Here is a 23654-nt window from a genome sequence, read left to right as displayed (position 1 = left end):
CCTTTATTATCTATACAACAAGCAGAGGTAACTCAAAGTTGCCTAGCTCGTCGGTTTTACCTTTTATTTAGAATACTATTGACCACCCTTATGCTACTGATCAGCTTCCCTCTTCCTGAAAGGATGTCAATATTCCATACATGAGAGCTGCGTCCTCGGTGGATGATCTTTCCCACCGCTGTGACCGTGTCTCCTACGTGTGCCGAACTGATGTGATTGCCACTCACCTGCATCCCCACCTGTATTTCATTTTCCTGAAGAAGCAACAGCGACCCATACCCTGCTGCCGTCTCTGCAAGTGCTAACGTCGCACCACCGTGCAGAATGCCCATCGGCTGCTGCGTACGCCCATCCACCGGCATGGTACACTCCACATACCCCTCCTCAAGTCGGGTGCAACGTATCCCAAGCGTCCCCATCAAGGTATTGCCCTCCATCATCTGATTGAGGAGCTCCACGCTGAGGTCCCCCACATTATCGGGCTTAGGCTGTAGGATAAATTTATTCAGTAAGTGGCTAATACCATCACTATTGTTACTCGTGGTTACATAGTCGGCAGAGCGCTTTACCGCCTCCGTCGCATTGGCCATCGCCACACCTAGTCCTGCCACCTGTATCATCCCAAGGTCGTTGTAGCTATCACCCACCGCGATCAATTCACTTCGGTCAATGCCTAACTCCTCAAGAAGAAACTCAATGGTCGACCCTTTGTCTACCCCGCGAGGCACCACATCAAGGAAGTGCTCATTGGTGAGGAAAAAGTTGAGTTGTTCGCCATAGTAAGCCTCCATCTCCTCCTTAATCTGATAGAGGGCATGGGTGTTGTCGCTCGTGATGGCCAGTTTCAGAGGGTCACTTGTGAGCCCTTCTAGTAGATGAGGTACCCCCTTGATCGGCATGCCACCATCCACTCGTTGCTCCTCTAGTACGTAGTGGTCGTCGGGTGTTTCACTCACAATCATCTGCTGTTCATAGCTAAAGATGGTGAGTTCCGGACGTTTCTTCACCTCCTCATAGAGGTGAGGCAGTAACTTCTTGGGGATAGCACGGCGAGCCAAGATCTTCCCATCACCCAAGGAGGTGAGCTTACCCCCATTGTACGAAAGGATATAGCCACCATACTGATCCAGCCGCAGCGTTTTGGCTATCGCACGGCACCCAAAGGTAGGGCGACCACTTGCCAGTACCACCTTCACGCCTAGCTCTTGGATCGCCATTACCGAACTGATCGTACTGGGCAGAAGTCGCTTTTGGTCATCTACCAAGGTGCCATCAAGATCCAGTGCCACCAACTTATAGGGGATCTCTCTTTGTGTCATAGTTACGTGGTCTTTAGAGTGAAAGCATCGCAAGGGCCTGAACCATTGCGGGGTCTACCGACTTGTCATCCTTGATGGCACGGCTAAATGGCACGTGGACTAGCTCGTCATTGACAATCCCGATCATCACATTACGCTGACCATCGAGGAGTGCCTCCACCGCTGCCACGCCCATACGGCTTGCCATAATGCGGTCTTCGGCGCAGGGACTACCACCTCGTTGCATATGCCCGAGGATAGAGACCCGCACATCGTACTCTGGGTGGCTCTCCTGAAGGCGTTTCGCCACTCCCATAGCACCGCCTGTCAACTCGCTCTCGGCAACCAGTACGATACTACTATTCTTACTCTTACGGAAGCCATTGGCAATCATCTGCGTGATCTGCTCCTCCGCCTCGTGCACTTCAGGGATAATCGCCACCTCTGCACCCGAGGCAATCGCTCCATTGAGAGCCAAGAAGCCAGCATCGCGCCCCATCACTTCCACCACAAAGAGGCGGTCGTGTGAGGAAGCGGTATCACGAATCTTATCCACTGCGTCCATAATGGTATTGAGGGCTGTGGCGTAGCCAATGGTGCGGTCGGTACCGCAAAGGTCATTATCAATTGTGCCGGGGAGCCCCACAATTGGGAAGTTGAACTCCGCTGCAAAGAGCCTTGCCGCCGTCAGTGTGCCATCTCCGCCAATCACCACTAACGCATCGATGCCCGCCCTACGCATATTATCATAGGCGAGAGCACGCCCCTCAGGCGTCTTAAATTCATCGCAGCGTGCGGTCTTCAGTATCGTGCCACCACGTTGAATGATATTGCTCACATTCTCCGTGTGAAAGTCGACAATCTCATTATTCATCAGCCCTTTATAACCACGATAGATGCCTTTCACCTCCAGTCCCTTGTAGATAGCAGTACGTGTGACTGCCCGAATGGCAGGATTCATCCCTGGTGCATCACCGCCCGAAGTCAATATGCCAATGCACTTCAATTCGTATCCTTCAAACATATCTTCCATAACAATCTTCAATCCCTAATCAAAATAATCAATCTCCCAAACCCCTCTCAACAAAGATACAAAAAAGCCATATAACCCGATAACCCCTATCCCGTATGTCTGTATGCAAACCACAGGTGGGGAGACTGTTGCACTTAGTCCGACTCGTCTGACTTGTCCGACTTGTCCGTAACGGCACCCAACCCAGCAAGCACTCCTCTCCATAAAACCTCCATGCTAGTAGGGCAAAAGTTGAGATGCAACTAAGCAATCGGCGAGTTGCAACAAAGCATTTGCTGAGTTGCATCTCGCCGATTGCTTAGTTGCATCTCGGCAAACGCATTTGTATAGTCTTGATTTACAGCTAGTTGTAAAGTGGGTTTTAGTGGCCCTATTTGAGCTATTTTTCCCACCTTGTTTAGCAGGTTGGGACGACGATAAGTGCCCTTGTCTTCTTGCCCTTTCGACTAATGCAAGCTAAGCATATTAGATCATTATACTTCTTATGCGACTCGTCCGCAACTTTCTGCAATAATTTAGGCGAGATCTGCAGAAAAAAGTGTAACTTTGCGTGCAAGTTGTACCTAATAAAAATAGAAGGAAGTATGGCAAAAGTACTCAATCAAGTTTCTCATACCTTTGGAGAATATCTACTTATACCAGGGTTAACCACTGAGCAGTGCACCCCTGAAAATATCAACTTGCGGACTCCACTCGTGAAGTTTCGTCGTGGTGAGGAGCCAAAAATCCAACTCAACATTCCTTTTGTGAGTGCCATCATGCAGTCGGTATCTAATGATACCCTTGCGATTGAGCTAGCGCGCAATGGTGGTCTCTCCTTTATCTTTGGTTCGCAGTCCATTGAGAGCCAGGCGGAGATGGTGCGTAAGGTGAAGAAGTTTAAGGCTGGTTTTGTTACTAGCGACTCTAATCTGACCCCCGACCAGACGCTCCAGGATGTGCTCAACCTGACACATCGCACAGGTCACTCTACCATTGCAATTACAGAGGATGGCACACCTAATGGCAAGCTTTTAGGGATGGTCACTAGCCGTGACTATAGACTGAGTACTACGCCAAGGGAGACGAAGATTGCTTCCTTCATGACCCCCTTCTCAAAGTTGACCATAGGGCGCCTAGGAATTACCCTTTCGGAGGCGAATGATATTATCTGGGAGCATAAGCTCAATACCCTTCCTATTATAGATGAGAAGCAAAACCTGCAGTTCTTTGTCTTCCGTAAGGATTATGATAGCCATAGGGAAAACCCTAGTGAGCTTTCCGATAAGGTCAATAAGCAGCTACTTGTAGGGGCGGGCATCAACACCCGTGACTATAAGGAGCGTGTGCCTGCACTCGTGGAGGCTGGGGTGGATGTGATCTGTATTGATAGCTCGGATGGCTACTCGGTTTGGCAGAAGCAGACTCTTCAGTGGGTGAAGGAGCACTATCCCGAGCTCCCTATCGGTGCGGGTAATGTGGTGGAGCGAGATGGTTTCCGCTATCTAGTGGAGGCGGGTGCCGACTTTGTGAAGGTGGGCATTGGTGGTGGCTCTATCTGTATTACTCGTGAGCAAAAGGGTATTGGACGTGGTCAGGCGTCGGCTGTGATGGATATCGCCGAAGCACGTGATCAGTACTTTGAGGAGACTGGGATCTATATCCCTATCTGCTCCGATGGTGGTATCGTGCACGATTATCATATGACCTTGGCAATTGCCATGGGTGCCGACTTCCTGATGATGGGACGCTACTTTGCTCGATTCGATGAGAGCCCTACAAAGAAGCTCAAGGTCAATAATAACTATGTGAAGGAGTATTGGGGCGAGGGCTCTAATAGAGCAAAAAACTGGCAACGCTACGATAGCGGTAGTGAGACTGAGGGCATGAAGTTTGAGGAGGGCGTGGATAGCTATGTGCCTTATGCCGGTAAGATGAAGGACAACTTGATGCTCACACTCGGTAAGATGAAGGCTACTATGTGTAGTTGTGGCGCAGTGGATATTAATACTTTGCAGCACAATAGTAAGGTGACCCTCGTCTCTTCTACTTCAATTGTGGAGGGTGGTGCTCACGATGTGATTCTGAAGGAGTAAGGATGAGCGACTTCGCACATATTATTAAGCATACAGCTACGATATCGCTTCTGGAATACCAGGAGCGATATCAGCATATGGATAAGTTCTTGGGCTATTGCAAGCAGTGTCGCAATTATGGTCAGCAGTGGGTATGCCCGCCTTTTGATTTCGATGTCAATGAATTCCTCAAGCCGTACCACACGGTGGATATCATCGGCTATCAAGTAGTGTTGACCCCTGAGATGGCAGCGGCTGTGTATCCCAACCCCGAAGCACGTAATGAAGCGGTGGAGGAGATCATGCAGTGGGCAAGAGCGCAGATCGATCCCGAACTATTGGCCTTGGAAGCTGCTCACCCTGAGAGTAGGGCGTGCTATCCGGGTAGTTGCAAACTGTGCCCTAAGGGTGCCTGCACTCGTCTAGTTGATAAGCCTTGTATTCATCCTGATAAAGCTAGAAACTCATTGGAGAACTTTGGGTTTGATCTCGGAGCTACCGCTTCGGACCTATTGGGGATCCCGATGCTATGGAGCCAAGGGAATAACCTCGCCCCCTACTATACTCTGGTTGCTGGCCTCCTCCACTAGCACTGGCTTTTTCTAGGGGTGCCTAATCGGACAGTTCGGACAGGTCGGACGTCCAAGTGGAGAGCGAGTGTCCGACTTGTCTGACCTGTCCGAACCGTCCGACTTGTCCGAGAAGAGACCCCGGGGATCCCTATATATATTATATAATGTGTATCTAGCCCCTGAGTAGGTAGAGCGTCACCCTCTCTTCACGACCCGTGATACTCTCTATGCCGTCCGTCATAAAGTCGTAATTGATGCGGATGTTGCCAAACTGTGAAAGTCGCTCAGTGCGGAAGTCGTAGTCAATCCGGTACTGCCCGATGCGCTCCACCTTATTATTGTGGAAGTGGTATTCGATTTGATAACTCCCCACTTTCTCCAATTGGCCAGTTCGCCAGTCATACTTAAATTCATAGGGCCCCAATTTTCGGATCCTCCTTTCATTCCCAATGTCGTACTGTATAGTCCAATTGTAGGGAACCCTCTCTATTCCGTTGCGAAGTGAGTAGGCGACAAAGCCATGCTCGTCATAAATATAAAAGTCCTCCAGTGCTCCGTCGTTGATGATAAAGTAGAGACGGCCATCGATCATTGCACCGAACCGCTTTCCAGTAGCACCTGCATCTATATTTACTTGGGTATCGCCGCGACCCCAGCTGTAGTCATCATTGCCATTGTTCCCATAATCATATCGCCAAGTGCCATCAGGGTAGAGCAATACTACCTGCCCACCTTGTGTGATTGCCCTCATCTGTGCCGCTCCACTTGAGGCTATTGCCCCTATCAATAAGAGAAAAAGCAGCGTCCGTCTCCATTCTTTACTCATACCTTATTACTCTTTTATGAATATATATATATAGGGCAAATGTACCGAAATAATCGCTAGCTTCCTTATTGGCTCGATGACTTCCTCAGGGGTCACGCATTAGAAGGTCTTGCCATGAATGACCTCCCCTCGTGGGAGGTCAGACGGATCATAGTCCCTAGTCGAGGCTCGTAGAGCCGATGACTAGGGGGCAAAAACCGACCCACCCCCACCATTCGACCCCTTGTGGGTCGGACAACCCATTCTAGGATTTGTCTTGTCCTAGAAAAAGTTGACTCATAGATAGATTTTTATGAGTAAGTTTGTAAAAAGGAGTCAACTCCAGAAGATTTATTTTGACCGAGTTATTCACCTCTATTTTGAGGAAAACTTAGGTTATACCCAGATTTCACACCTTGTCCCTATTGGAAGGACTACGATCCTGGAGTGGGTTCATAGGTACCTAGATTCTGGGTTAGACGAAGTTATAGAGATGAAGGCGAAGAAAAAGAAGAAACAAGAAGAGCACCGCGGATATCGCAGGTATTATTATTCGGATGTGGCGTCAGGCGGGGCGTCAGGCGGGGCGCCTGAGAAAAGCTCAGTTGATTTAGAAAGAAGGGTTCAAGAGCTTGAAAAACAGCTTTTTAGGCAGACTGTTTTGACAGATGCATTGAATGAATTAATCAATGTGGCAGAAGAGAATTTCCGCATCCAAATAAGAAAAAAAGCTGGCACCAAACGGTAGATCGCTTGCACGCACAGGATCTGAAGAAATATACAATACAGCTCCTTTGCGACCTGTTTGGTGTAAGTAAGCAAGCCTATTACAAGCGAAAAAAGTCAAAACTTCATGCCAATATGGCACTTGAAGAGATGGCTGTTGAGTACGTTCTTGAGACCCGAGAGAAAGCCCCTGGCATGGGCGGTAAGAAGCTGTGGCATATGTATAAGCGAGAGTTTAAGGAGGGGACTCCACTAGGGAGAGACCGTTTTCTTGACACTCTAGACAAGCACGGCTTGAAGCTAAGGCAACGTAAAAGAAAGCCGAGAACCACCAACTCCAATCACGGTTTTAAGCTCTATGGTAACCTCGTAAAAGATATGATACCAGAAAGAGCTAATCAGGTATGGGTGAGCGACATAACGTATATCCCCATCCATTATGACGGAGTACATCATAAGTTTAGCTACCTATCCGTGATCTTAGACTCATACTCAAAAGAAATTGTCGGGTGGAGCCTAGGCGATAGCCTAGACACTAAGTACCCTATTGAAGCTCTAAATCAGGCACTTAAGAAACTTAAATCGAATGGTAAAGCTAACGATAAGCTCATTCATCACTCAGACAGAGGCTGCCAGTATGCCAGCCACCAGTATGTGGATATTCTTAAAAAGAATGACATAGATATAAGTATGACAGAAACCCCAGATCCCAAAGATAATGCACAAGCAGAGAGGATCAATAACACTATAAAGAATGAGCTCTTAAAAGGCAAACGTTTTAAAACCATCAAAGAGGCAAAGGCTGAATTAACCTCAGTCATAGAGTTTTACAACACAAAAAGGCCTCACATGAGTCTCGACTATATGACACCTGTTGAAGCCTCAAAGTGCAAAGGGAAAATCCCCAAGAGGTGGAAAAGCTATAGAGAGGAGTACCTTGAAAATCAAAAAATAGGATAGGTGCCCAAGTTTTGGTACCTTTAGTCCTGTGAGGGGTTTCCTTACGGGCTACGCCCTCCAGTCAACCCCTCACAGGACTAAAGGCTAGAAAGTCAACATAAAGCAGGATTAATAACAACGTAACATTAACCGAGTCAACCTTTTTCAGGAAACCACAATTAATCTGATGCGGTTGTCCGACCCGCAAGGGGTCGTGGGATAGGGGGGTGACCGTTGATCCCCCGGTCGTTCGGGGGCCTAGCCCCCCTCCGACTCGGGGGCTAGGATCCGTCGGACCTCGGCAGAGGTCCTTTCTCATTGTCACTCTGATGAATTCCACTCGGTAAGGCCTTCCTAATGCGTAACCCCCTGATGACTTCCTAAAATAATTGTAAAATATTTCCTGCTCATAATCAGCGTATTACTCTCTTTTGTGCGATTTTCTTGATGGATATATTTGGTGGAATGGAAAATTGTTTCTATCTTTGCAACCGCAAACGAGAAATGAGACCTCTTAGTAGCCCAGTGGGGTGGTAGCGGAGGTTTATTTTTAGCCCCAAGGTTTTGGGTGTTGGAGATTAAGTTTCTTGGAGATTAGGTGCTGAGATTTGGTGGATTGAAAAATTCTTTCTATCTTTGCATTCGCAATTCAGAAACGGGGTGCTCAGGTGTGAGTGTCGAAAAAAGTTTCTTGAATATTTGGTCGAATGAAAAATCGTTTGTACCTTTGCAAAACCAACCGCTGAAAAGGCGGTTAATGGAAAAGAGTTCATAGACATATATTAAGACAAGGACATCACAATTTTGTGATGAAACAAACAAGTAGTACAAGGGACATTGTAAAACAAGTCCACGTCAAAAATAACTTGATTGTGATCTTTATAGTATACGACTAAACGTGATAGTGAATAACGAGCTAGAGGATTTTAATTAGCTTCTTTGTTACGAAGACATAAAACTTTTTGACAATGGAGAGTTTGATCCTGGCTCAGGATGAACGCTAGCGATAGGCTTAACACATGCAAGTCGAGGGGTAACATGGAGAGAAGCTTGCTTCACTCTGATGACGACCGGCGGATGGGTGAGTAACGCGTATGCAACTTGCCTCTTAGTGGGGGATAACCCGGAGAAATCCGGACTAATACCGCATATTCTTAATTTCTCGCATGAGTTATTAAGGAAAGATTTATTGCTAAGAGATAGGCATGCGTTCCATTAGTTAGTTGGTGAGGTAACGGCTCACCAAGGCATCGATGGATAGGGGAGCTGAGAGGCTGATCCCCCACATTGGGACTGAGACACGGCCCAAACTCCTACGGGAGGCAGCAGTGAGGAATATTGGTCAATGGAGGAAACTCTGAACCAGCCAAGTCGCGTGAAGGATGACGGTCCTATGGATTGTAAACTTCTTTAGTAGGTGAGTAAGGATAGGTACGTGTACCTATTAGAAAGTAGCCTAAGAATAAGTATCGGCTAACTCCGTGCCAGCAGCCGCGGTAATACGGAGGATACGAGCGTTATCCGGATTTATTGGGTTTAAAGGGTGCGTAGGTGGCTGATTAAGTCAGTGGTGAAAAGCTATGGCTCAACCATAGTCTTGCCGTTGATACTGGTTAGCTTGAGTGTAGATGATGTAGGCGGAATGCGTAGTGTAGCGGTGAAATGCATAGATATTACGCAGAACTCCGATTGCGAAGGCAGCTTACAAAACTACTACTGACACTGAGGCACGAAAGCGTGGGTATCAAACAGGATTAGATACCCTGGTAGTCCACGCCGTAAACTATGATTACTCAGAGTATGCGATATACAGTATGCTCTCAAGCGAAAGCATTAAGTAATCCACCTGGGGAGTACGTCGGCAACGATGAAACTCAAAGGAATTGACGGGGGCCCGCACAAGCGGAGGAACATGTGGTTTAATTCGATGATACGCGAGGAACCTTACCTGGGATTGAAATGTATAGGCTGGCAGCTGGAAACAGCTGCTGTTCACTTCGGTGACTTATATGTAGGTGCTGCATGGTTGTCGTCAGCTCGTGCCGTGAGGTGTCGGCTTAAGTGCCATAACGAGCGCAACCCTTATCGTTAGTTGCTAACAGGTTAAGCTGAGGACTCTGGCGAGACTGCCGTCGTAAGGCGAGAGGAAGGTGGGGATGACGTCAAATCAGCACGGCCCTTATATCCAGGGCGACACACGTGTTACAATGGTGAGGACAAAGGGTAGCTACCTGGTGACAGGATGCCAATCTCCAAACCTCATCTCAGTTCGGATCGAAGTCTGCAACTCGACTTCGTGAAGCTGGATTCGCTAGTAATCGCGCATCAGCCATGGCGCGGTGAATACGTTCCCGGGCCTTGTACACACCGCCCGTCAAGCCATGGAAGCTGGGGGTACCTGAAGTGCGTGACCGCGAGGAGCGTCCGAGGGTAAGACCGGTGACTGGGGCTAAGTCGTAACAAGGTAGCCGTACCGGAAGGTGCGGCTGGAACACCTCCTTTCTGGAGTAGCAGAGTAGCTATTCCTCTAGTTTCGACTGTCCGTAGTTTGTATGTATGGATTGATAATCAAGAGTGAGTACGTGGTCTAGACGATGTTTAGATTGTGTCTATCTTGTTTGTTCCTTCGTCTTAGTATATTTTATCATACGGCAACCCTATTTTTATACTGCCTGCTTATGATGAGTATAAGTTAGTAAGGTTGAGGTGTAGAGATTGGGGGCTAGAGAGGAGCTCATTATTGATGATGAGTGATATAGACCCATAGCTCAGTTGGTTAGAGCGCTACACTGATAATGTAGAGGTCGGCAGTTCAAATCTGCCTGGGTCTACGAGTCTTACGAGAGGGATGATAAGCTAGCAAGAGTGCTACTTATGAGATAGGAAAGTATAGAGATATGGGGAATTAGCTCAGTTGGCTAGAGCACCTGCTTTGCAAGCAGGGGGTCATCGGTTCGAATCCGTTATTCTCCACATTTGGCGTCACATTTATGGTGACAAGCCGAGCGATCATAGACATATTGGCAAATATATAGATATTGAAACAATAGTAAAGAGACAAAGAGGATTCTGGAGATGGTACGCGAGTACTATCGAAGGTCTTTTCGAGATAGAGATGAGATCTCATTGTGTAAAGCAAATTCTTTCGATTTTTACTTGAGCGACAATGTTTAGTATACTTAATTAAATGCGAGAGCAAATAATATTTGTATTGTTATTATACAACATTATGCGTGGTGCTTTACGCAAGTAAGGCACTAGTATAAAAGGTTATAAAGTAAGTAAGGGCAGACGGCGGATGCCTTGGCTCTAAGAGGCGATGAAGGACGTGACAAGCTGCGATAAGCTGTGGGGATTGGCACATACGACGTGATCCACAGATTTCCGAATGGGGCAACCCAGTAGGTTTAACAGCCTACTACATGCTATGCATGAGCAAACGTGGGGAACTGAAACATCTAAGTACCCATAGGAGAAGAGAACAATTTAGTGATTCCCTTAGTAGTGGCGATCGAACGGGGACGAGCCCAAACCATTCTTGTTTCGGCAAGAGTGGGGTTGTAGGACTACAACATGTTACAGGCGGTAACGAGCAGAAGTGAGCTGGAAAGCTCCACCATAGAGGGTGATAGTCCCTTATGCGAAGTGAAGGCTTGGCTAGTAGTATCCTGAGTAGTGCGGGACACGTGCAATCCTGTATGAATCTGGGGGGTCCATCCCCCAAGGCTAAATACTCCTTAGAGACCGATAGTGAACGAGTACTGTGAAGGAAAGGTGAAAAGCACCTCTAGTAGAGGATTGAAATAGACCCTGAAACCGTCTGCTTACAAGCGGTTGGAGCTCCATTTGGAGTGACAGCGTGCCTTTTGCATAATGAACCTACGAGTTACTATATATAGCTAGGGTAAGAGCTTCAGGCTTGGATCCGTAGCGAAAGCGAGTTTTAAATGGCGATATAGTTATATATAGTAGACGCGAAACCAAGTGATCTACCCTTGACCAGGTTGAAGTTCAGGTAACACTGAATGGAGGACCGCACGGCAGAATGTTGAAAAATTCCCCGATGAGTTGAGGGTAGGGGTGAAAGGCTAATCAAACTTGGAAATAGCTCGTACTCCCCGAAATGCATTTAGGTGCAGCCTTAGAGTTTAAATATAAGAGGTAGAGCGACTGATTGGATGCGAGGGCTTCGCCGCCTATCAAGTCCAGACAAACTCCGAATGCTTATATGTACACTCTAGGAGTGAGGGCATGGGTGCTAAGGTCCATGTCCGAGAGGAGAAGAATCCGGACCATCTGCTAAGGTCCCGAAATGACAGCTCAGTTGACTTAAACGAGGTCACGATGCATAGACAGCTAGGATGTTGGCTTGGAAGCAGCCATTCATTTAAAGAGTGCGTAACAGCTCACTAGTCGAGGATTGTGGCATGGATAATAATCGGGCATAAGTTGTCTACCGAAGCAGTGGAATCATTTATGATTGGTAGGGGAGCATTCCAGCGTGGTTGAAGATAGATCGACGAGGTCTGTTGGACATTCTGGAAGTGCAAATGTAGGTATAAGTAACGATAAAGGGAGTGAGAATCTCCCTCGCCGAAAGACTAAGGTTTCCTCCTCACCGTTCGTCGGAGGAGGGTTAGTCGGGACCTAAGGGTAATCCGTTTGGTGATCTCGATGGAAGAAAGGGTTAATATTCCCTTACTCGGTATGTTAAGTGATGTGGAGACGGAGAAGTGAAAGTCCTGCCTACTGTTGGAATAGTAGGTTAAAGGGTGTAGATATTGATCTTGGTAGGCAAATCCGCCGAGAGAGTCGAACCTGATAGTATGTGAATCCTTCGGGTGCAGCAATATGGACGTAAGCAGGCTCCCAAGAAAATCCGCTAAACGTTAATAGCATATCGACCCGTACCACAAACCGACACAGGTAGTTGGGTTGAGTATACTAAGGCGCTCGAGTTAGCCGCGGTTAAGGAACTAGGCAAATTGGTCCTGTAACTTCGGGATAAAGGACGCCGTTGTGGCGACACAACGGCCGCAGAGAATAGGCCCACGCGACTGTTTATCAAAAACATATGGCTATGCGAATTAGAAATAAGAAGTATATAGCCTGACACCTGCCCGGTGCTGGAAGGTTAAGAGGAGAGGTCAAACGTAAGTTGAAGCCTTGAATTGAAGCCCCAGTAAACGGCGGCCGTAACTATAACGGTCCTAAGGTAGCGAAATTCCTTGTCGGGTAAGTTCCGACCTGCACGAATGGTGTAACGATTTGGGCACTGTCTCGACCGCGCGCTCGGTGAAATTGTAGTATCGGTGAAGATGCCGATTACCCGCAATGGGACGAAAAGACCCCGTGAACCTTTACTATAGCTTTACATTGCCTCTGGGTATTAGATGTGTAGGATAGGCCGGAGACTTTGAAGGGTGCACGCTAGTGTGCCTGGAGTCGCTGTTGAAATACGGCCCTTTTGATATTTGGATGCTAACTTGCAGGAGCAAGGACAATGTATGGTGGGTAGTTTGACTGGGGTGGTCGCCTCCAAAAGAGTAACGGAGGCTTCTAAAGGTGCCCTCAGACCGATTGGTAACCGGTCGTAGAGTGTAATGGCATAAGGGCGCTTGACTGGGAGACTTACAAGTCGCACAGGAAGGAAACTTGAGCATAGTGATCCGGTGGTTCCGCATGGTAGGGCCATCGCTCAAAGGATAAAAGGTACTCCGGGGATAACAGGCTGATCGCTCCCAAGAGCTCATATCGACGGAGCGGTTTGGCACCTCGATGTCGGCTCGTCACATCCTGGGGCTGGAGAAGGTCCCAAGGGTTGGGCTGTTCGCCCATTAAAGTGGCACGCGAGCTGGGTTCAGAACGTCGTGAGACAGTTCGGTCTCTATCTATTGTGGGCGTTAGATATTTGCGAGGGTCTGGTACTAGTACGAGAGGACCGTACTGGACACACCTCTGGTTTATCAGTTGTTTCGCCAGGAGCATAGCTGAGTATCCATGTGTGGTTTAGGATAAGTGCTGAAAGCATCTAAGCACGAAGCCCTCCTCTAGATTAGATATCTTTTAAGGGTGGTTGGAGACTACGACCTTGATAGGCTGCAAGTGTAAGTGCCGTAATGCATTTAGCTGAGCAGTACTAATTACCCGTAAACTTTAGGCCGAAGTGTAGTGTTGTGTAATTACAGTACGCATGAATAGGTTACTAAATGTTGTACGCTTCATATATTGAGTAAGATAGAGAGAATTGAGATATACATTCGAGATGTCATCTCAGAGTTTCTAAGAGCTATTGATAGTAAATAGCTATGATATTTGCCAGTATGTCACGATATAATTAGGTGACTATAGCACTAGGGATCCACCTCTTACCATTCCGAACAGAGAAGTTAAGCCTAGTCACGCCGATGGTACTTTTAACAAGGGAGAGTAGGTAGTCGCCATTTTACAGAGAGAGACACTTTAGGAAGTTTTTCCTAGAGTGTCTCTCCTCTTTTTTGTGCGCTTCACTGCCACTTGCCTCTCCACCGCCGCTTCTGTAGCCAATCTCGGACGAGTCGGGCAGATCGGACGAGTCGGACGAGTCGGACATATCGGACGAGTCGGACAGGTCGGGGAAGTCGGACAGGTGGGCAACTGTGACCAATGCGATGAAGAGCACCTAAGTATTAAGTTAGCTTTATCTAGGGCTCTCTAGGGAGCAAGGTAGGTGGGGCTCTTTGGTATCTTTGTGCTGTTGTAAGGGCCAGTTGTCATGATGCCCACTATGCCCTCTTTTGATTTGCTCTTTGGAGAATGTTCATGGAAAGGTTGGTAGAGTGTCTGTCAAGCCCTTGCTAGTGGTTTTGCTTGTTTCCATAAGCGCTTTACTATATGTGTAGCCATACAGAGCGGTAGAAAAGGTTGCTGGGTTCCTTTTCAGGGTGCTGGAATTGTAGGACAAGTACCATTAACATACTTGGGAAGGGTAGATTGCCTATCCGTATACTTTGAAGGGTATTGGTGATTTCCTCCCCTTGAGAGGTCATCAGCAGATCGCCGTTGATTGAGTAGAGTGTTAATGTTGCAAGTGGTGCATATACTTGTAGTAATGGCTCTACTTGTTCGTAGGTGAGTATGGGGTCTTCTGGCCACTCTATATAATAGTTACCTCTATCCGGTAGTGGTATCCCTTTCGCACTATTGGGTCGTCCTGGTGTACCGCCCGTATTTTTATTATTGCCATTTGCTTGAGCTCTTTGCCAGCTCTCCTTTTTAGTGCCATCGGCGCTTGGCGAGAGGCGTTCGAGTGAAAACCCAGTTCGATCGTTACTGGTATCTCCTAGCCACTGACGTCGATAGACAACTTGGTCTATCACCTCGCCATTGGAGTGAGCACGGAGTGCCACTTCTGAATAGGTGGTGGAGATACTTGGAAAGTCTATTCTCTCTACAAATGTATGGCTATCGTGTTCGGGGTATAAGCGGGGAAGGGCATCTGGGTAAGGTGTGAGTACCACATAGCTATTGGGTTGCAATAGGTAATCGTTGGGAACAATTAGCCAGGAGGTAGAGGTAATACTCTCTTCCTTATTTCGATACGTCAGATAGAGATCTGCAAGGTTGACTGCCTTCGTTGAGGTGTTGAATAGCTCAATATACTTCTCTCCTGTAGTGGGTGGAGAGAGGAGCAGTTCATTAATTACGATGCTCTTAGATGCTACATTTCTATATGGCTGAAGTGTTGTGGGCATACCTGGAGTGCCACCATTGGGATTTGTGGAGCGTCGCCATAGGTCGGGCTTATAGCCTACCCGCTCTATTGAGGCTTTGCCTTTGGGAACTCCTTCACCATAAATTTGTGAATTGAAGTTTACCTCATCGTGGGTTTTATTGTCACTCCCTACAAGTCGCAACTTAAAGCTTCCGCTCAAAGCTGGAAACTCTGGCATTGGTACCAGAGTCGCTACTCTGGTGGGGTAGGGGTTGCTCTCAAGATAGAGTATGGCAAATGCCCCATGTGCAAGCACTATATTAGGGAGTGGGTATTTTGATTTTCCATAGTAAAGAGTGTAAAGAGCTAGATTTTGCTGTGCACCTGTATTATTGTAGAGCTCTATGTACTTAGTCCCTTGAAGTGGACCATCAACAGGTGGTGAGGCCATTACCTCTGTAATGAATATACCTTCAGGGGTGATGGTGGTGCCAGGTTGGATAGATTCGATATCGATTTGGAAGGAGAGGTCTGCATACTTCCCATTCCTATCTATTAGGTTTTTAATCTCAAAGCGGTAGCTATTTCCAGGCATGAAAGTAGCTCCTAGGTTGATGACGATATCTTCGGCCTTGTCTCCTGAGTAGATGGTGGGTTGAAATCCAGCGCAGGTGACCGTAGCATCTCGGATCGAGATTGGTTCTGAAAGCTTGAGGTGTACCCGTCCTGATTGCTCAGCCCATTGCTCTTGGATATGGAGTTTTTCCTCTTCTCCCCCAGTATTATCCTGGATAATCTTGGGAAGGATATAAGCGTTATTGAGCTTTTTCTTTGAGGTGAATTTTGTGCGAAGGCTCATTCGCCAATAGGGGCGACCTTCGGGTAGTTCAATCCACTCGCCTTGACGGAGCCCGGAAACTGGAGTGAACCATCGGAAACGTATCCCTTTTGTAGCGTGGTAGTCTACCTCTACTTGGACTTTCTGCCACAGTTGGTAGCCACTATTATTTTGCCATGAGGTGAGTACCGTGCTTGAAAGTTTACGGCTCTCTGTGGAGCTTATTTTCTGGTAGGTCTCTTTGATTAGTCCAATGCTAGTATTGTTTTTAGTAGGAACCACCTTGTAATAGTATCGAAAGTTGCCTACTTCTTGGTTGAATAGGGTTACTTCAAAGGTATTGCTACTGGTCGGAAGGTCTTGGAATACAAAGCCGAAGCTCCAGGTGAAACTCCCTGAAGCCTCGGAGGTAAAGTTCTTGTAGATAACGGCACCGCCCGACTTGCCATTGTTTTGGTGCTTTGCAATGCCTTCCTCAATGATAAACTCGTCCAGATCACCCGTCCACTCCCCTTGGGCGTGAGCGAGCTGCGGTGACAGTAGAAGTAGCAGTAGAAGGAGTAGAAAGTGCTGCTTCATCTAGTTACTTTTGAAGGAGATCTCTGAGATTGATATGCTCTTTAGCTACTTCAAACTGTTGGTCTGCTCTATAGGAGGAGCGCACAAGCGGTCCGCTCTCTACGTGTGAAAGCCCCATTGCCTCACCCTCCTCTTTGTAGGCTTTGAATTGATCGGGGTGCACATACTCCTCCACTGGTATATTCTGATGACTAGGGCGTAGGTATTGTCCAATGGTCAGTGTCGAAACTCCCGCCTCAAGGCAATCGGCAAATAGTTCCTTAACCTCATCTGGTGTTTCGCCCAGACCTACCATAATGCCACTCTTGGTAACAAAGCCACGCTCGGAGATATGCTTCAATACTTTGAGACTATTCTCGTAAGTGGCACGGTGGCGAACGGTGGGGGTCAGGCGTCGTACCGTCTCAAGGTTATGGGCTACCACATCGGGCTGGCTCTCCAATACCAAGTCGAGAGAGCTCAACTGACCATCAAAGTCGGGGAGTAGTACCTCTATCGTGGCATGCGGATTCAACCGACGCACCTCCTCAATCGTTTGTCGCCAATGCTCCGCTCCTCCATCGGGCAGATCATCTCTATCCACCGAAGTGATCACCACATACTTAAGCCCCATCCTGCGGACACTCTCCGCCACACGCCTAGGTTCATCAGGATCGAGGGGAGCGGGTGTCTTTCTCGAAGGAGTGCCACAGAAGCGACATGCACGGGTACACTCATTGCCTCCAATCATAAAGGTAGCGGTACCACGGCTCCAGCACTCAGCCTGATTAGGGCAACGGCCACTACTACAGATGGTATGTAAAGCCGCCTCCTTAATGGTTTCAGAAGTGCCAGAATAGCTATCGGTGCTAGAGATACTAATTTTTAGCCAATCGGGCTTACGAAGTGGCCTCTCTTTCTTGCCCTCTATCATCTCATTAAGCTATTTTTGAAGTGATTCGTTATCTGCCTATACAGGTGGTTGCGTGTGTTTCCTCCGTAGATGCTGTGATTTTTATCGGTATAGACGAGCATCCTATAATCCTTATCCGCCTCTACTAGTGCAGGGACTAGGTGCATCACGTTCTGCATATGTACATTATCGTCGGCCGTACCTTGGATAATAAGTAGATCCCCCTTCAGACCCCTTACATAGGGCATTACTGAAGTCGCTTGATATCCCTTGGCATTCTCTTGGGGTGTGCGCATATATCTCTCTGTATAGATCGTGTCGTATAGCCCCCAATCGGTTGGCGGAGCGACTGCTACGCCTGCTGCGAAGGTGCCTTGTCCACGGGTCATGGTCATCAGGGTCATGTACCCTCCAAAGCTCCAGCCAAAGATACCGATCCGCTTGGCATCAATGTAGGGAAGTTGTCCTAGAGATTGAGCTGCTTCGACCTGGTCTTGAGTCTCAAGAATGCCCATTTGTAGATAGGTGCATTTCTTGAAATCGCTTCCACGACCACCAGTGCCACGTCCATCTACAGCAACTACCACAAATCCCTCTTGTGCTAGATACTCTTCCCAGCCAAAGCTAAAGCGATTTTCCACCGTCTGTGATCCGGGACCGCTATACTGAGTCATCACGAGAGGGTACTGCTTATTGGGGTCAAAGCCCTCTGGCTTGATCATCCAAGCATTCAGTTGCTGACCACTTTGGATATTTACTTTGATAAACTCGCGCTGATTATATCTGATCTGTGCCAATCTATTTTTCAACGCCTGGTTATCCTCCAGTAGCGTCAGCGCCTTGGCATCTTTCGTTCGGCAAATCTGGTATCTAGGCACTTCTGTTGCCGATGAGTGGTTAAGTAGATAGTAGCTCAGGTCACTGCTAAAGGTGGCATTGCTCCAGCCACTCTCTGGGGAGAGATAACGGATCTTTCCTTTGCGGTCTTGAGCCACCACCACCCGATCCATTGGGGTGGGGTAGGCGATAGAATAAATGAGTTCGCCCTGAGGAGAAACCCCATAAAAGGTATCGATATCATACTCACCTTTGGTTACCTGCTCCTGACGTGTACCCGCCTTATCGTAGCGGTAGAGCTGTGGGCGACCCGAGGTTTCAGAGACATAGTAAGCCCCTTGAGGAGTGAAAGCCAATTGTAACACCCAGCTATTGCTATCGATATAGCGGTCATCTTTATCTTCAATCCAGAGGCGTGCCACCTGACTTTGAGGGTTGACCTGATAGGAGCGAAGGTGATTTTGATGCCTATTGAGGGTAAAGACGTAAAGGCTCTCCTCGTGAAACTCTAGCCGAGGGATATAGAATTCCTCTTTTATCCCAAGATCAACGGTAGAGGTTTTGCGATTGTCAAGGTGGTAAAGGTGGATGGAAATCTTGCTATTCTCCTCACCAGCCTTTGGGTACTTAAATTGGTAGGTAAAGGGGTATAGACCGGTGCCATACACCGCCATATCATACTGCTTTACCTGGCTTTCGTCGGACCGTACATAGGCCAGATACTGGCTATCCTTGCTCCAGCTCATCAGACTTGTAACGTAGAGCTCCTCCTCATACACCCAGTCGGTCACGCCATTGAGCACTTCATTCCACTTGCCATCGGTAGTCACTTGCACCTCCGTATCAAAGTCAAACTTCTTGATGTAGATATTATTATCCACCACAAAGGCACAGCTACGACCGTCCGGCGAGAGGAGGGGAACACGTACCCGACGCCCCTCCGCAGTCAGTGGCTCCACCCTATTGCGACGCACGTCGTAATGATAAGCATCATACGTAGCACTTCGGCGGTAGATAGGTTTCCAATCTCGCAGAATGATGATATGGTGCCCACTATCACTGATGAGGTAGTCGCTAAAAGTATCAAAGTCGCAGTCACGAGCTTTTTGGGTGTCAAAGAGTACGGCTACTTCTTTGCCCGTTTCATAGCTATACTGTACTAGTCGAGTGCCATCATCCGAGATGACCGTGTAGCTCTTTCCATCTACCATGGGACGGAAGCCATAGCCTGCACTCTGTGGCCAATATCTGCCACCTGTGATCGCCTCTAGTGAAATTCCCTCTGCCCTGCTTTGGGTAAAGCAAACGAGTATGAGTACTCCAAGTGTAACTAGCCTCTTAAGTCTTATATCCATTATTTATCTGTTGCTATTGGTTTTTACATTAGTAGTTTTGTGCTTTTATTTGGTGAGCCGTTGCATCGCTTCGAGGGTGGCTTCATGGGTGCTAAAGGCGGAGAGACGGAAGTAGCCTTCGCCTTCTAGCCCAAAGCCAACACCTGGGGTGCCGACGATCTGCTTCTCGGTGAGTAGGTAATTGAAGTAATCCCACGATGCAGGGTACTCTTCGGGTGTCTTGAGCCAAATATAGGGCGAGGAGACGCCTCCATAGTGTGCTACCCCGATCTCAGTGAGTGCCTTCCTAATGGTCTGGGCATTCTGTAGGTAGTAATCGATATTAGCACGTACCTCGGCCTTTCCCTCTGGAGTGTATATAGCTGCGGCGCCCCTTTGGCTAATGTAACTAGCCCCATTGAACTTAGTGGTCTGCCTACGGCTCCACATGGCATTGAGCCCGCCTGGAAGCGACTTGGGCACCACTGTATAACCGCACCGCACGCCAGTAAAGCCAGCCGTCTTGGAGTAGCTTCGGAATTCAATTGCACACTCCTTCGCACCCTCTATCTCGTAAATACTGTGGGGTACATTCTCCTCACGGATAAAGGCTTCATAGGCGGCATCAAAGAGGATGAGAGCATCGTGCTCACGGGCGTACTCCACAAACTTCTTTAGCTCATCGTAGGTGAGGGTAGTGCCCGTAGGGTTGTTAGGATAGCAGAGGTAGATGATATCTACTGGCTGCTGAGGAAGTGGCGGAATGAAATCATTGCTTTGGCTACAAGGGAGATAGGTGAGTTGGCTCCACTGCCCACTCTCGGCAAGATAATCACCTGCCCGCCCTGCAAGGGCGTTGCTATCGACATAGACCGGGTAAACGGGGTCGGTGACTGCTATCCGCACATCATTGCTAAAGAGGTCCACAATGTTAGCGGTATCGCTTTTGGCTCCATCGCTTACAAAGATCTCATCTGGTGCTAGTTCTACTCCCCTCGAGGCATAGTCGTGCTGCACAATCAGCTCACGCAAAAAGGCATAGCCCTGCTCTGGCCCATACCCTTTGAGCGTCTTGCCACTCGACATCTCATCCACCGCCTCGTGCATCGCCTTGATAACGGTTGGAGGAAGGGGGCGAGTGACGTCACCAATCCCCATGCGTAGAATCTTCGCTTCGGGATGAGCCTCTTGATACTTAGTAATTCGCCGATTGATCTCGGCAAATAGATAGCTCCCAGGGAGCTTATTAAATTGGTTGTTTATCTTCTTCATATCGTTACGATTCCTTGGTAAACATACGTAGCTGGCCCCGTCATATAGACAGGGTCGCTCTCCTTGCCACTCCACTCAATCACGAGAGAGCCGCCAGGCATCTCTATCTTCACTTTATGGGCGACCAAACCGAGGTTGATTGCAGCAACAGCCGTGGCGGTAGCCCCTGTGCCACACGCCTGAGTGAGCCCCGAACCACGTTCCCATACCCTCATCTTAATCGTGCTGGGGTCTTGGATCATAGCGACTTCATAATTAACGCCATCGGGAAAGGCTGCGTCGTGCTCCACCTTTGGCCCTATCTCTGCAAGAGGGTAATCATCAGGGTCGCTCTCAATGAAGTGGATAAAGTGGGGGTTGCCGACCGAGATGTAGCTCCCCTCTACCCCTTGTACTCGTTTCCCTACCTCCAGCACTCGGGGCAATCCCATATCCACTCTAGCCGCCATTACCTCTTCCCCTTCTAGCGTAAGGGCAAGTATTTTATCGCCCGACTGCGTCTCAATCGTCATCGGATTCGAGCGGTCCAGCCCCCTCTCGTAGAGGAGCTTAGCCACACAGCGGATAGCATTGCCACACATCAGCCCTTCCGACCCATCGAGATTGAAGATCCGCATCATATAATGGCCTGATGCTTGCTTGTGGTAAGTGATCACCCCGTCACCGCCAATCCCTTTTCGTCGGTCGCTATATTGGCGAGCAAATTGGGCAATGTCTGCCAGTGGATACTTGTCTAGGTCTATGTAAATGTAGTCGTTGCCCAGACCGTGTAACTTATCAAATATTATTTGGCTCATGCGTTGCTATCCAAACTATAATTATTAACCCCCAGCTCCTCATAGGCTTGTACCAGTGCCTCCTGATCGTCCGAGATGAAGAGCACATGGTCATCTACCCGAAGCTGAGTATGCCCACGGGGAATGAAAAACTGCCCCTCCCTCTGTACCATAATGGCTAGGGTATGGTCGGGAAGCTCCAGGTCACGCATCATATCACTCTTGCTGAGCATCTGCTCATTCACGATGATTTCCGAAATAGCACTCTTGATCTGCTGAGGTAGATTGATGTCGGTAAAGACATTTTCCCTCACCGAGTAGTCGATAAGGTCCAGCCTATCCGCCATCGTATGCACCGTAGTTCCCTGAATCAGTAGGGAGAGAATAGTGATAAAGAAAACGATCGCAAAGGTGAGCTGTGCATGCTCCAGACCAGCCACCCACGGAGATATCGCAAAGATAATCGGCACCGCTCCACGCAAGCCCACCCAACTGGTGTAGAGCTGTGCTTTGGCACTAAACTTACCCCAAAAGGGAAGCAGCGTGAGGAATACCGATAGCGGACGCCCAAAGAAGAGCATAAATAGCGATATGCAGAGTGCCGGGAGGGCTAGCTTCATCATATATGGGACATCCACCAATAACCCCAGCGTCAGGAACATCACCAATTGGCTGAGCCACTGCATACCATCAAAAAACTTAGCAATCGTGTGGCTGTATTGCATGCGTGAATTACCAATCACCAATCCCCCCACATAGACCGCCAAGTAGCCATTGCCCTGTACCGTATTGGTGAGGGAGTAGATGAAAAAGGCGATAAAGAGCATCAGTATGGGATAGAGCGATGTCGCATAGAGGTTGGCTCTATTGACCAGCCAAATGGCACCTTTCCCGAGCACGAAGCCGAGGAGTAGTCCGAGTGAAAATTGAACTACAAACATCAAAACCCCGTCCCATATCGTTACGCTATCTCCTTGGCTAATCATCTGTATCAGCACCATGGTGAGCATGTACGCCATTGGGTCGTTACTACCACTCTCAAACTCTAGGAGTGGCTTGAGGTTTTGCTTCAGATTGGTTTTCTTGCTTCTAAGAATCGAGAAGACCGACGCCGAGTCAGTTGAACTCATTACACTGGCAAAGAGGAGCGACTGTAGAAACGTGAGCTTGATCCCCATATCTAGCCATTGGAAAAGGAAGTAGATAAAGGTGCCCGTGAATAGTGCAGTCAATAGCACCCCCACTGTAGCTAGGAGCCCTCCAGGTGCCATAATAGGCTTGATCTCCTTAAAGGAGGTATCCATACCACCCGAGAAGAGGATCACCACCAAAGCTACCGAGCCGATCGCCTGTGCGATCACAGGACTATCAAAATTGATGAAGCCAGTGGCACCCGCTGCCATTCCCACACCTAGGAACAGGAGCAGGGTGGGTAGCCCAAATCTAAAACCAGTTTTGCTTAGAAATAATCCTAGTACAGCCAGTATAGAGCCGTACAGAAGTAGATGGTCGGTGGATAGTACCGTTAGTATCATATATTTGCTTCTAATATGTCATGTTCGTTTCAACTTGCAATATACCAAAAACGAATGAAAATACAGCCCCAACACCACTTGAAATCAGGGGTTACGCATTAGAAAGTTCTAACTGTATGGTTTTTGGCGGGGTATCTATGAGTAAGGACCTCGGCAGAGGTCCGTGCTAAATAGGCACAGGTCAAGGCACGCAGTGCCGATGACCTGTGTATAGATAGGTGTAAAATACCCTTGCGACCCCGGCCGAGGGGTCGGACAACCCTATCTCTAGGTCTGACCCCTCAGCCGGGGTCAAGGAGGTGCCTCATCAAGCAAGTGCTCTCCCATAGATGCTCCGATCATTATGACTTGGAAGACCTTTCTAATACGTAACCCCTGACCCCCTCGAATGACCCCCTCGAAGCTGCAAAACCGCCACTACAATTAAAATCGGAACGCAAAAGGTAAGGTCCCCCATCCTATGGAGGACCT

At 48.3% G+C, this 23654-nt stretch carries 13 protein-coding genes, 2 tRNA genes and 3 rRNA genes; 9 read left to right on the top strand and 9 right to left on the bottom strand.

Annotated elements, in window-relative coordinates:
- Nucleotides 1-56: 56 nt before the first annotated feature.
- Both MWL85_RS09440 and pfkA read right to left on the bottom strand, forming a co-directional pair.
- Entirely contained in the window at nt 57-1319 is a 1263-nt protein-coding gene (locus tag MWL85_RS09440; protein ID WP_244400515.1) for a Cof-type HAD-IIB family hydrolase, read from the bottom strand.
- A gap of 13 nt (nt 1320-1332) precedes the next feature.
- Nucleotides 1333-2331 carry a 6-phosphofructokinase gene (pfkA, locus tag MWL85_RS09435; protein ID WP_018028839.1) on the bottom strand — a complete coding sequence of 333 codons (999 nt, stop codon included), beginning with the start codon at nt 2329-2331 and terminating at the stop codon, nt 1333-1335.
- 584 nt (nt 2332-2915) lie between these two features.
- Here pfkA and MWL85_RS09430 point away from each other — a divergent pair.
- Both MWL85_RS09430 and MWL85_RS09425 read left to right on the top strand, forming a co-directional pair.
- A complete protein-coding gene (locus MWL85_RS09430) occupies nt 2916-4406 on the top strand; it encodes an IMP dehydrogenase (protein ID WP_244400514.1) in 1491 nt (496 codons plus the stop codon).
- Nucleotides 4407-4408: 2 nt separating this feature from the next.
- Nucleotides 4409-4975: a DUF2284 domain-containing protein gene (locus MWL85_RS09425; RefSeq protein ID WP_244400513.1), complete on the top strand. Its 567-nt coding sequence runs from the start codon at nt 4409-4411 to the stop codon at nt 4973-4975.
- A gap of 154 nt (nt 4976-5129) precedes the next feature.
- Here MWL85_RS09425 and MWL85_RS09420 read toward each other — a convergent pair whose 3' ends face one another.
- Complete coding sequence (locus MWL85_RS09420) at nt 5130-5783, bottom strand: hypothetical protein (protein WP_244400512.1); 654 nt, start codon at nt 5781-5783, stop codon at nt 5130-5132.
- Nucleotides 5784-6075: 292 nt separating this feature from the next.
- Between MWL85_RS09420 and MWL85_RS09415 the strand changes: the two genes are divergently transcribed.
- From MWL85_RS09415 to rrf, 7 genes are all read left to right on the top strand, one after another.
- Nucleotides 6076-6510, top strand: a complete 435-nt coding sequence (locus MWL85_RS09415; protein ID WP_244400172.1) for a hypothetical protein — start codon at nt 6076-6078, stop codon at nt 6508-6510.
- A 5-nt stretch (nt 6511-6515) separates the two neighbouring features.
- Nucleotides 6516-7448, top strand: coding sequence for an IS3 family transposase (locus MWL85_RS09410; protein ID WP_244400171.1), 933 nt, complete (start codon nt 6516-6518; stop codon nt 7446-7448).
- 944 nt (nt 7449-8392) lie between these two features.
- Nucleotides 8393-9929: ribosomal RNA gene (locus MWL85_RS09405) — 16S ribosomal RNA — on the top strand.
- A gap of 255 nt (nt 9930-10184) precedes the next feature.
- Nucleotides 10185-10258, top strand: a tRNA-Ile gene (locus MWL85_RS09400).
- 68 nt (nt 10259-10326) lie between these two features.
- Nucleotides 10327-10400: transfer RNA gene (locus tag MWL85_RS09395), tRNA-Ala, on the top strand.
- A gap of 298 nt (nt 10401-10698) precedes the next feature.
- Nucleotides 10699-13590 (top strand): 23S ribosomal RNA (locus MWL85_RS09390).
- Nucleotides 13591-13764: 174 nt separating this feature from the next.
- Nucleotides 13765-13873, top strand: a 5S ribosomal RNA gene (rrf, locus tag MWL85_RS09385).
- Together the 16S, 23S and 5S rRNA genes with 2 tRNA genes alongside form the textbook arrangement of a ribosomal RNA operon.
- Nucleotides 13874-14296: 423 nt before the next feature.
- On the opposite strand, the gene MWL85_RS09380 is transcribed toward rrf, so the two are convergent.
- Genes MWL85_RS09380 through MWL85_RS09355 form a run of 6 tightly spaced genes read right to left on the bottom strand, consistent with a single transcriptional unit; the run spans nt 14297 to nt 23183 of the window.
- Nucleotides 14297-16537 carry a lamin tail domain-containing protein gene (locus MWL85_RS09380; protein WP_244400511.1) on the bottom strand — a complete coding sequence of 747 codons (2241 nt, stop codon included), beginning with the start codon at nt 16535-16537 and terminating at the stop codon, nt 14297-14299.
- 4 nt (nt 16538-16541) lie between these two features.
- A complete protein-coding gene (lipA, locus tag MWL85_RS09375) occupies nt 16542-17450 on the bottom strand; it encodes a lipoyl synthase (RefSeq protein ID WP_244400510.1) in 909 nt (302 codons plus the stop codon).
- A complete protein-coding gene (locus MWL85_RS09370) occupies nt 17447-19621 on the bottom strand; it encodes a S9 family peptidase (RefSeq protein WP_244400509.1) in 2175 nt (724 codons plus the stop codon). Before MWL85_RS09370 ends, lipA begins: the two co-directional genes overlap by 4 nt.
- Before the next feature lie 45 nt (nt 19622-19666).
- Nucleotides 19667-20872 carry an LL-diaminopimelate aminotransferase gene (locus tag MWL85_RS09365; RefSeq protein WP_244400508.1) on the bottom strand — a complete coding sequence of 402 codons (1206 nt, stop codon included), beginning with the start codon at nt 20870-20872 and terminating at the stop codon, nt 19667-19669.
- Nucleotides 20869-21669: a diaminopimelate epimerase gene (dapF, locus tag MWL85_RS09360; RefSeq protein ID WP_244400507.1), complete on the bottom strand. Its 801-nt coding sequence runs from the start codon at nt 21667-21669 to the stop codon at nt 20869-20871. The genes MWL85_RS09365 and dapF overlap by 4 nt, the downstream gene beginning before the upstream one ends.
- Nucleotides 21666-23183, bottom strand: coding sequence for a potassium/proton antiporter (locus MWL85_RS09355; protein ID WP_244400506.1), 1518 nt, complete (start codon nt 23181-23183; stop codon nt 21666-21668). Before MWL85_RS09355 ends, dapF begins: the two co-directional genes overlap by 4 nt.
- Nucleotides 23184-23654 lie beyond the last annotated feature (471 nt).

The organism is Porphyromonas somerae, assembly GCF_022845615.1.
Classification (GTDB): domain Bacteria; phylum Bacteroidota; class Bacteroidia; order Bacteroidales; family Porphyromonadaceae; genus Porphyromonas_A; species Porphyromonas_A somerae.
Note: the sequence above shows the minus strand (reverse complement) of the source record. Positions and strands in the feature narration are given on the sequence as shown.

What these genes read in the sequence shown, in the direction of transcription:
- MWL85_RS09370 (WP_244400509.1), bottom strand. Translation starts at nt 19,621, where the DNA reads ATGGATATAAGACTTAAGAGGCTAGTTACACTTGGAGTACTCATACTC.
- lipA (WP_244400510.1), bottom strand. Translation starts at nt 17,450, where the DNA reads ATGATAGAGGGCAAGAAAGAGAGGCCACTTCGTAAGCCCGATTGGCTA.
- MWL85_RS09440 (WP_244400515.1), bottom strand. Translation starts at nt 1,319, where the DNA reads ATGACACAAAGAGAGATCCCCTATAAGTTGGTGGCACTGGATCTTGAT.
- MWL85_RS09355 (WP_244400506.1), bottom strand. Translation starts at nt 23,183, where the DNA reads ATGATACTAACGGTACTATCCACCGACCATCTACTTCTGTACGGCTCT.
- MWL85_RS09420 (WP_244400512.1), bottom strand. Translation starts at nt 5,783, where the DNA reads ATGAGTAAAGAATGGAGACGGACGCTGCTTTTTCTCTTATTGATAGGG.
- MWL85_RS09365 (WP_244400508.1), bottom strand. Translation starts at nt 20,872, where the DNA reads ATGAAGAAGATAAACAACCAATTTAATAAGCTCCCTGGGAGCTATCTA.
- MWL85_RS09430 (WP_244400514.1), top strand. Translation starts at nt 2,916, where the DNA reads ATGGCAAAAGTACTCAATCAAGTTTCTCATACCTTTGGAGAATATCTA.
- MWL85_RS09380 (WP_244400511.1), bottom strand. Translation starts at nt 16,537, where the DNA reads ATGAAGCAGCACTTTCTACTCCTTCTACTGCTACTTCTACTGTCACCG.
- pfkA (WP_018028839.1), bottom strand. Translation starts at nt 2,331, where the DNA reads ATGGAAGATATGTTTGAAGGATACGAATTGAAGTGCATTGGCATATTG.
- MWL85_RS09415 (WP_244400172.1), top strand. Translation starts at nt 6,076, where the DNA reads ATGAGTAAGTTTGTAAAAAGGAGTCAACTCCAGAAGATTTATTTTGAC.
- MWL85_RS09425 (WP_244400513.1), top strand. Translation starts at nt 4,409, where the DNA reads ATGAGCGACTTCGCACATATTATTAAGCATACAGCTACGATATCGCTT.
- dapF (WP_244400507.1), bottom strand. Translation starts at nt 21,669, where the DNA reads ATGAGCCAAATAATATTTGATAAGTTACACGGTCTGGGCAACGACTAC.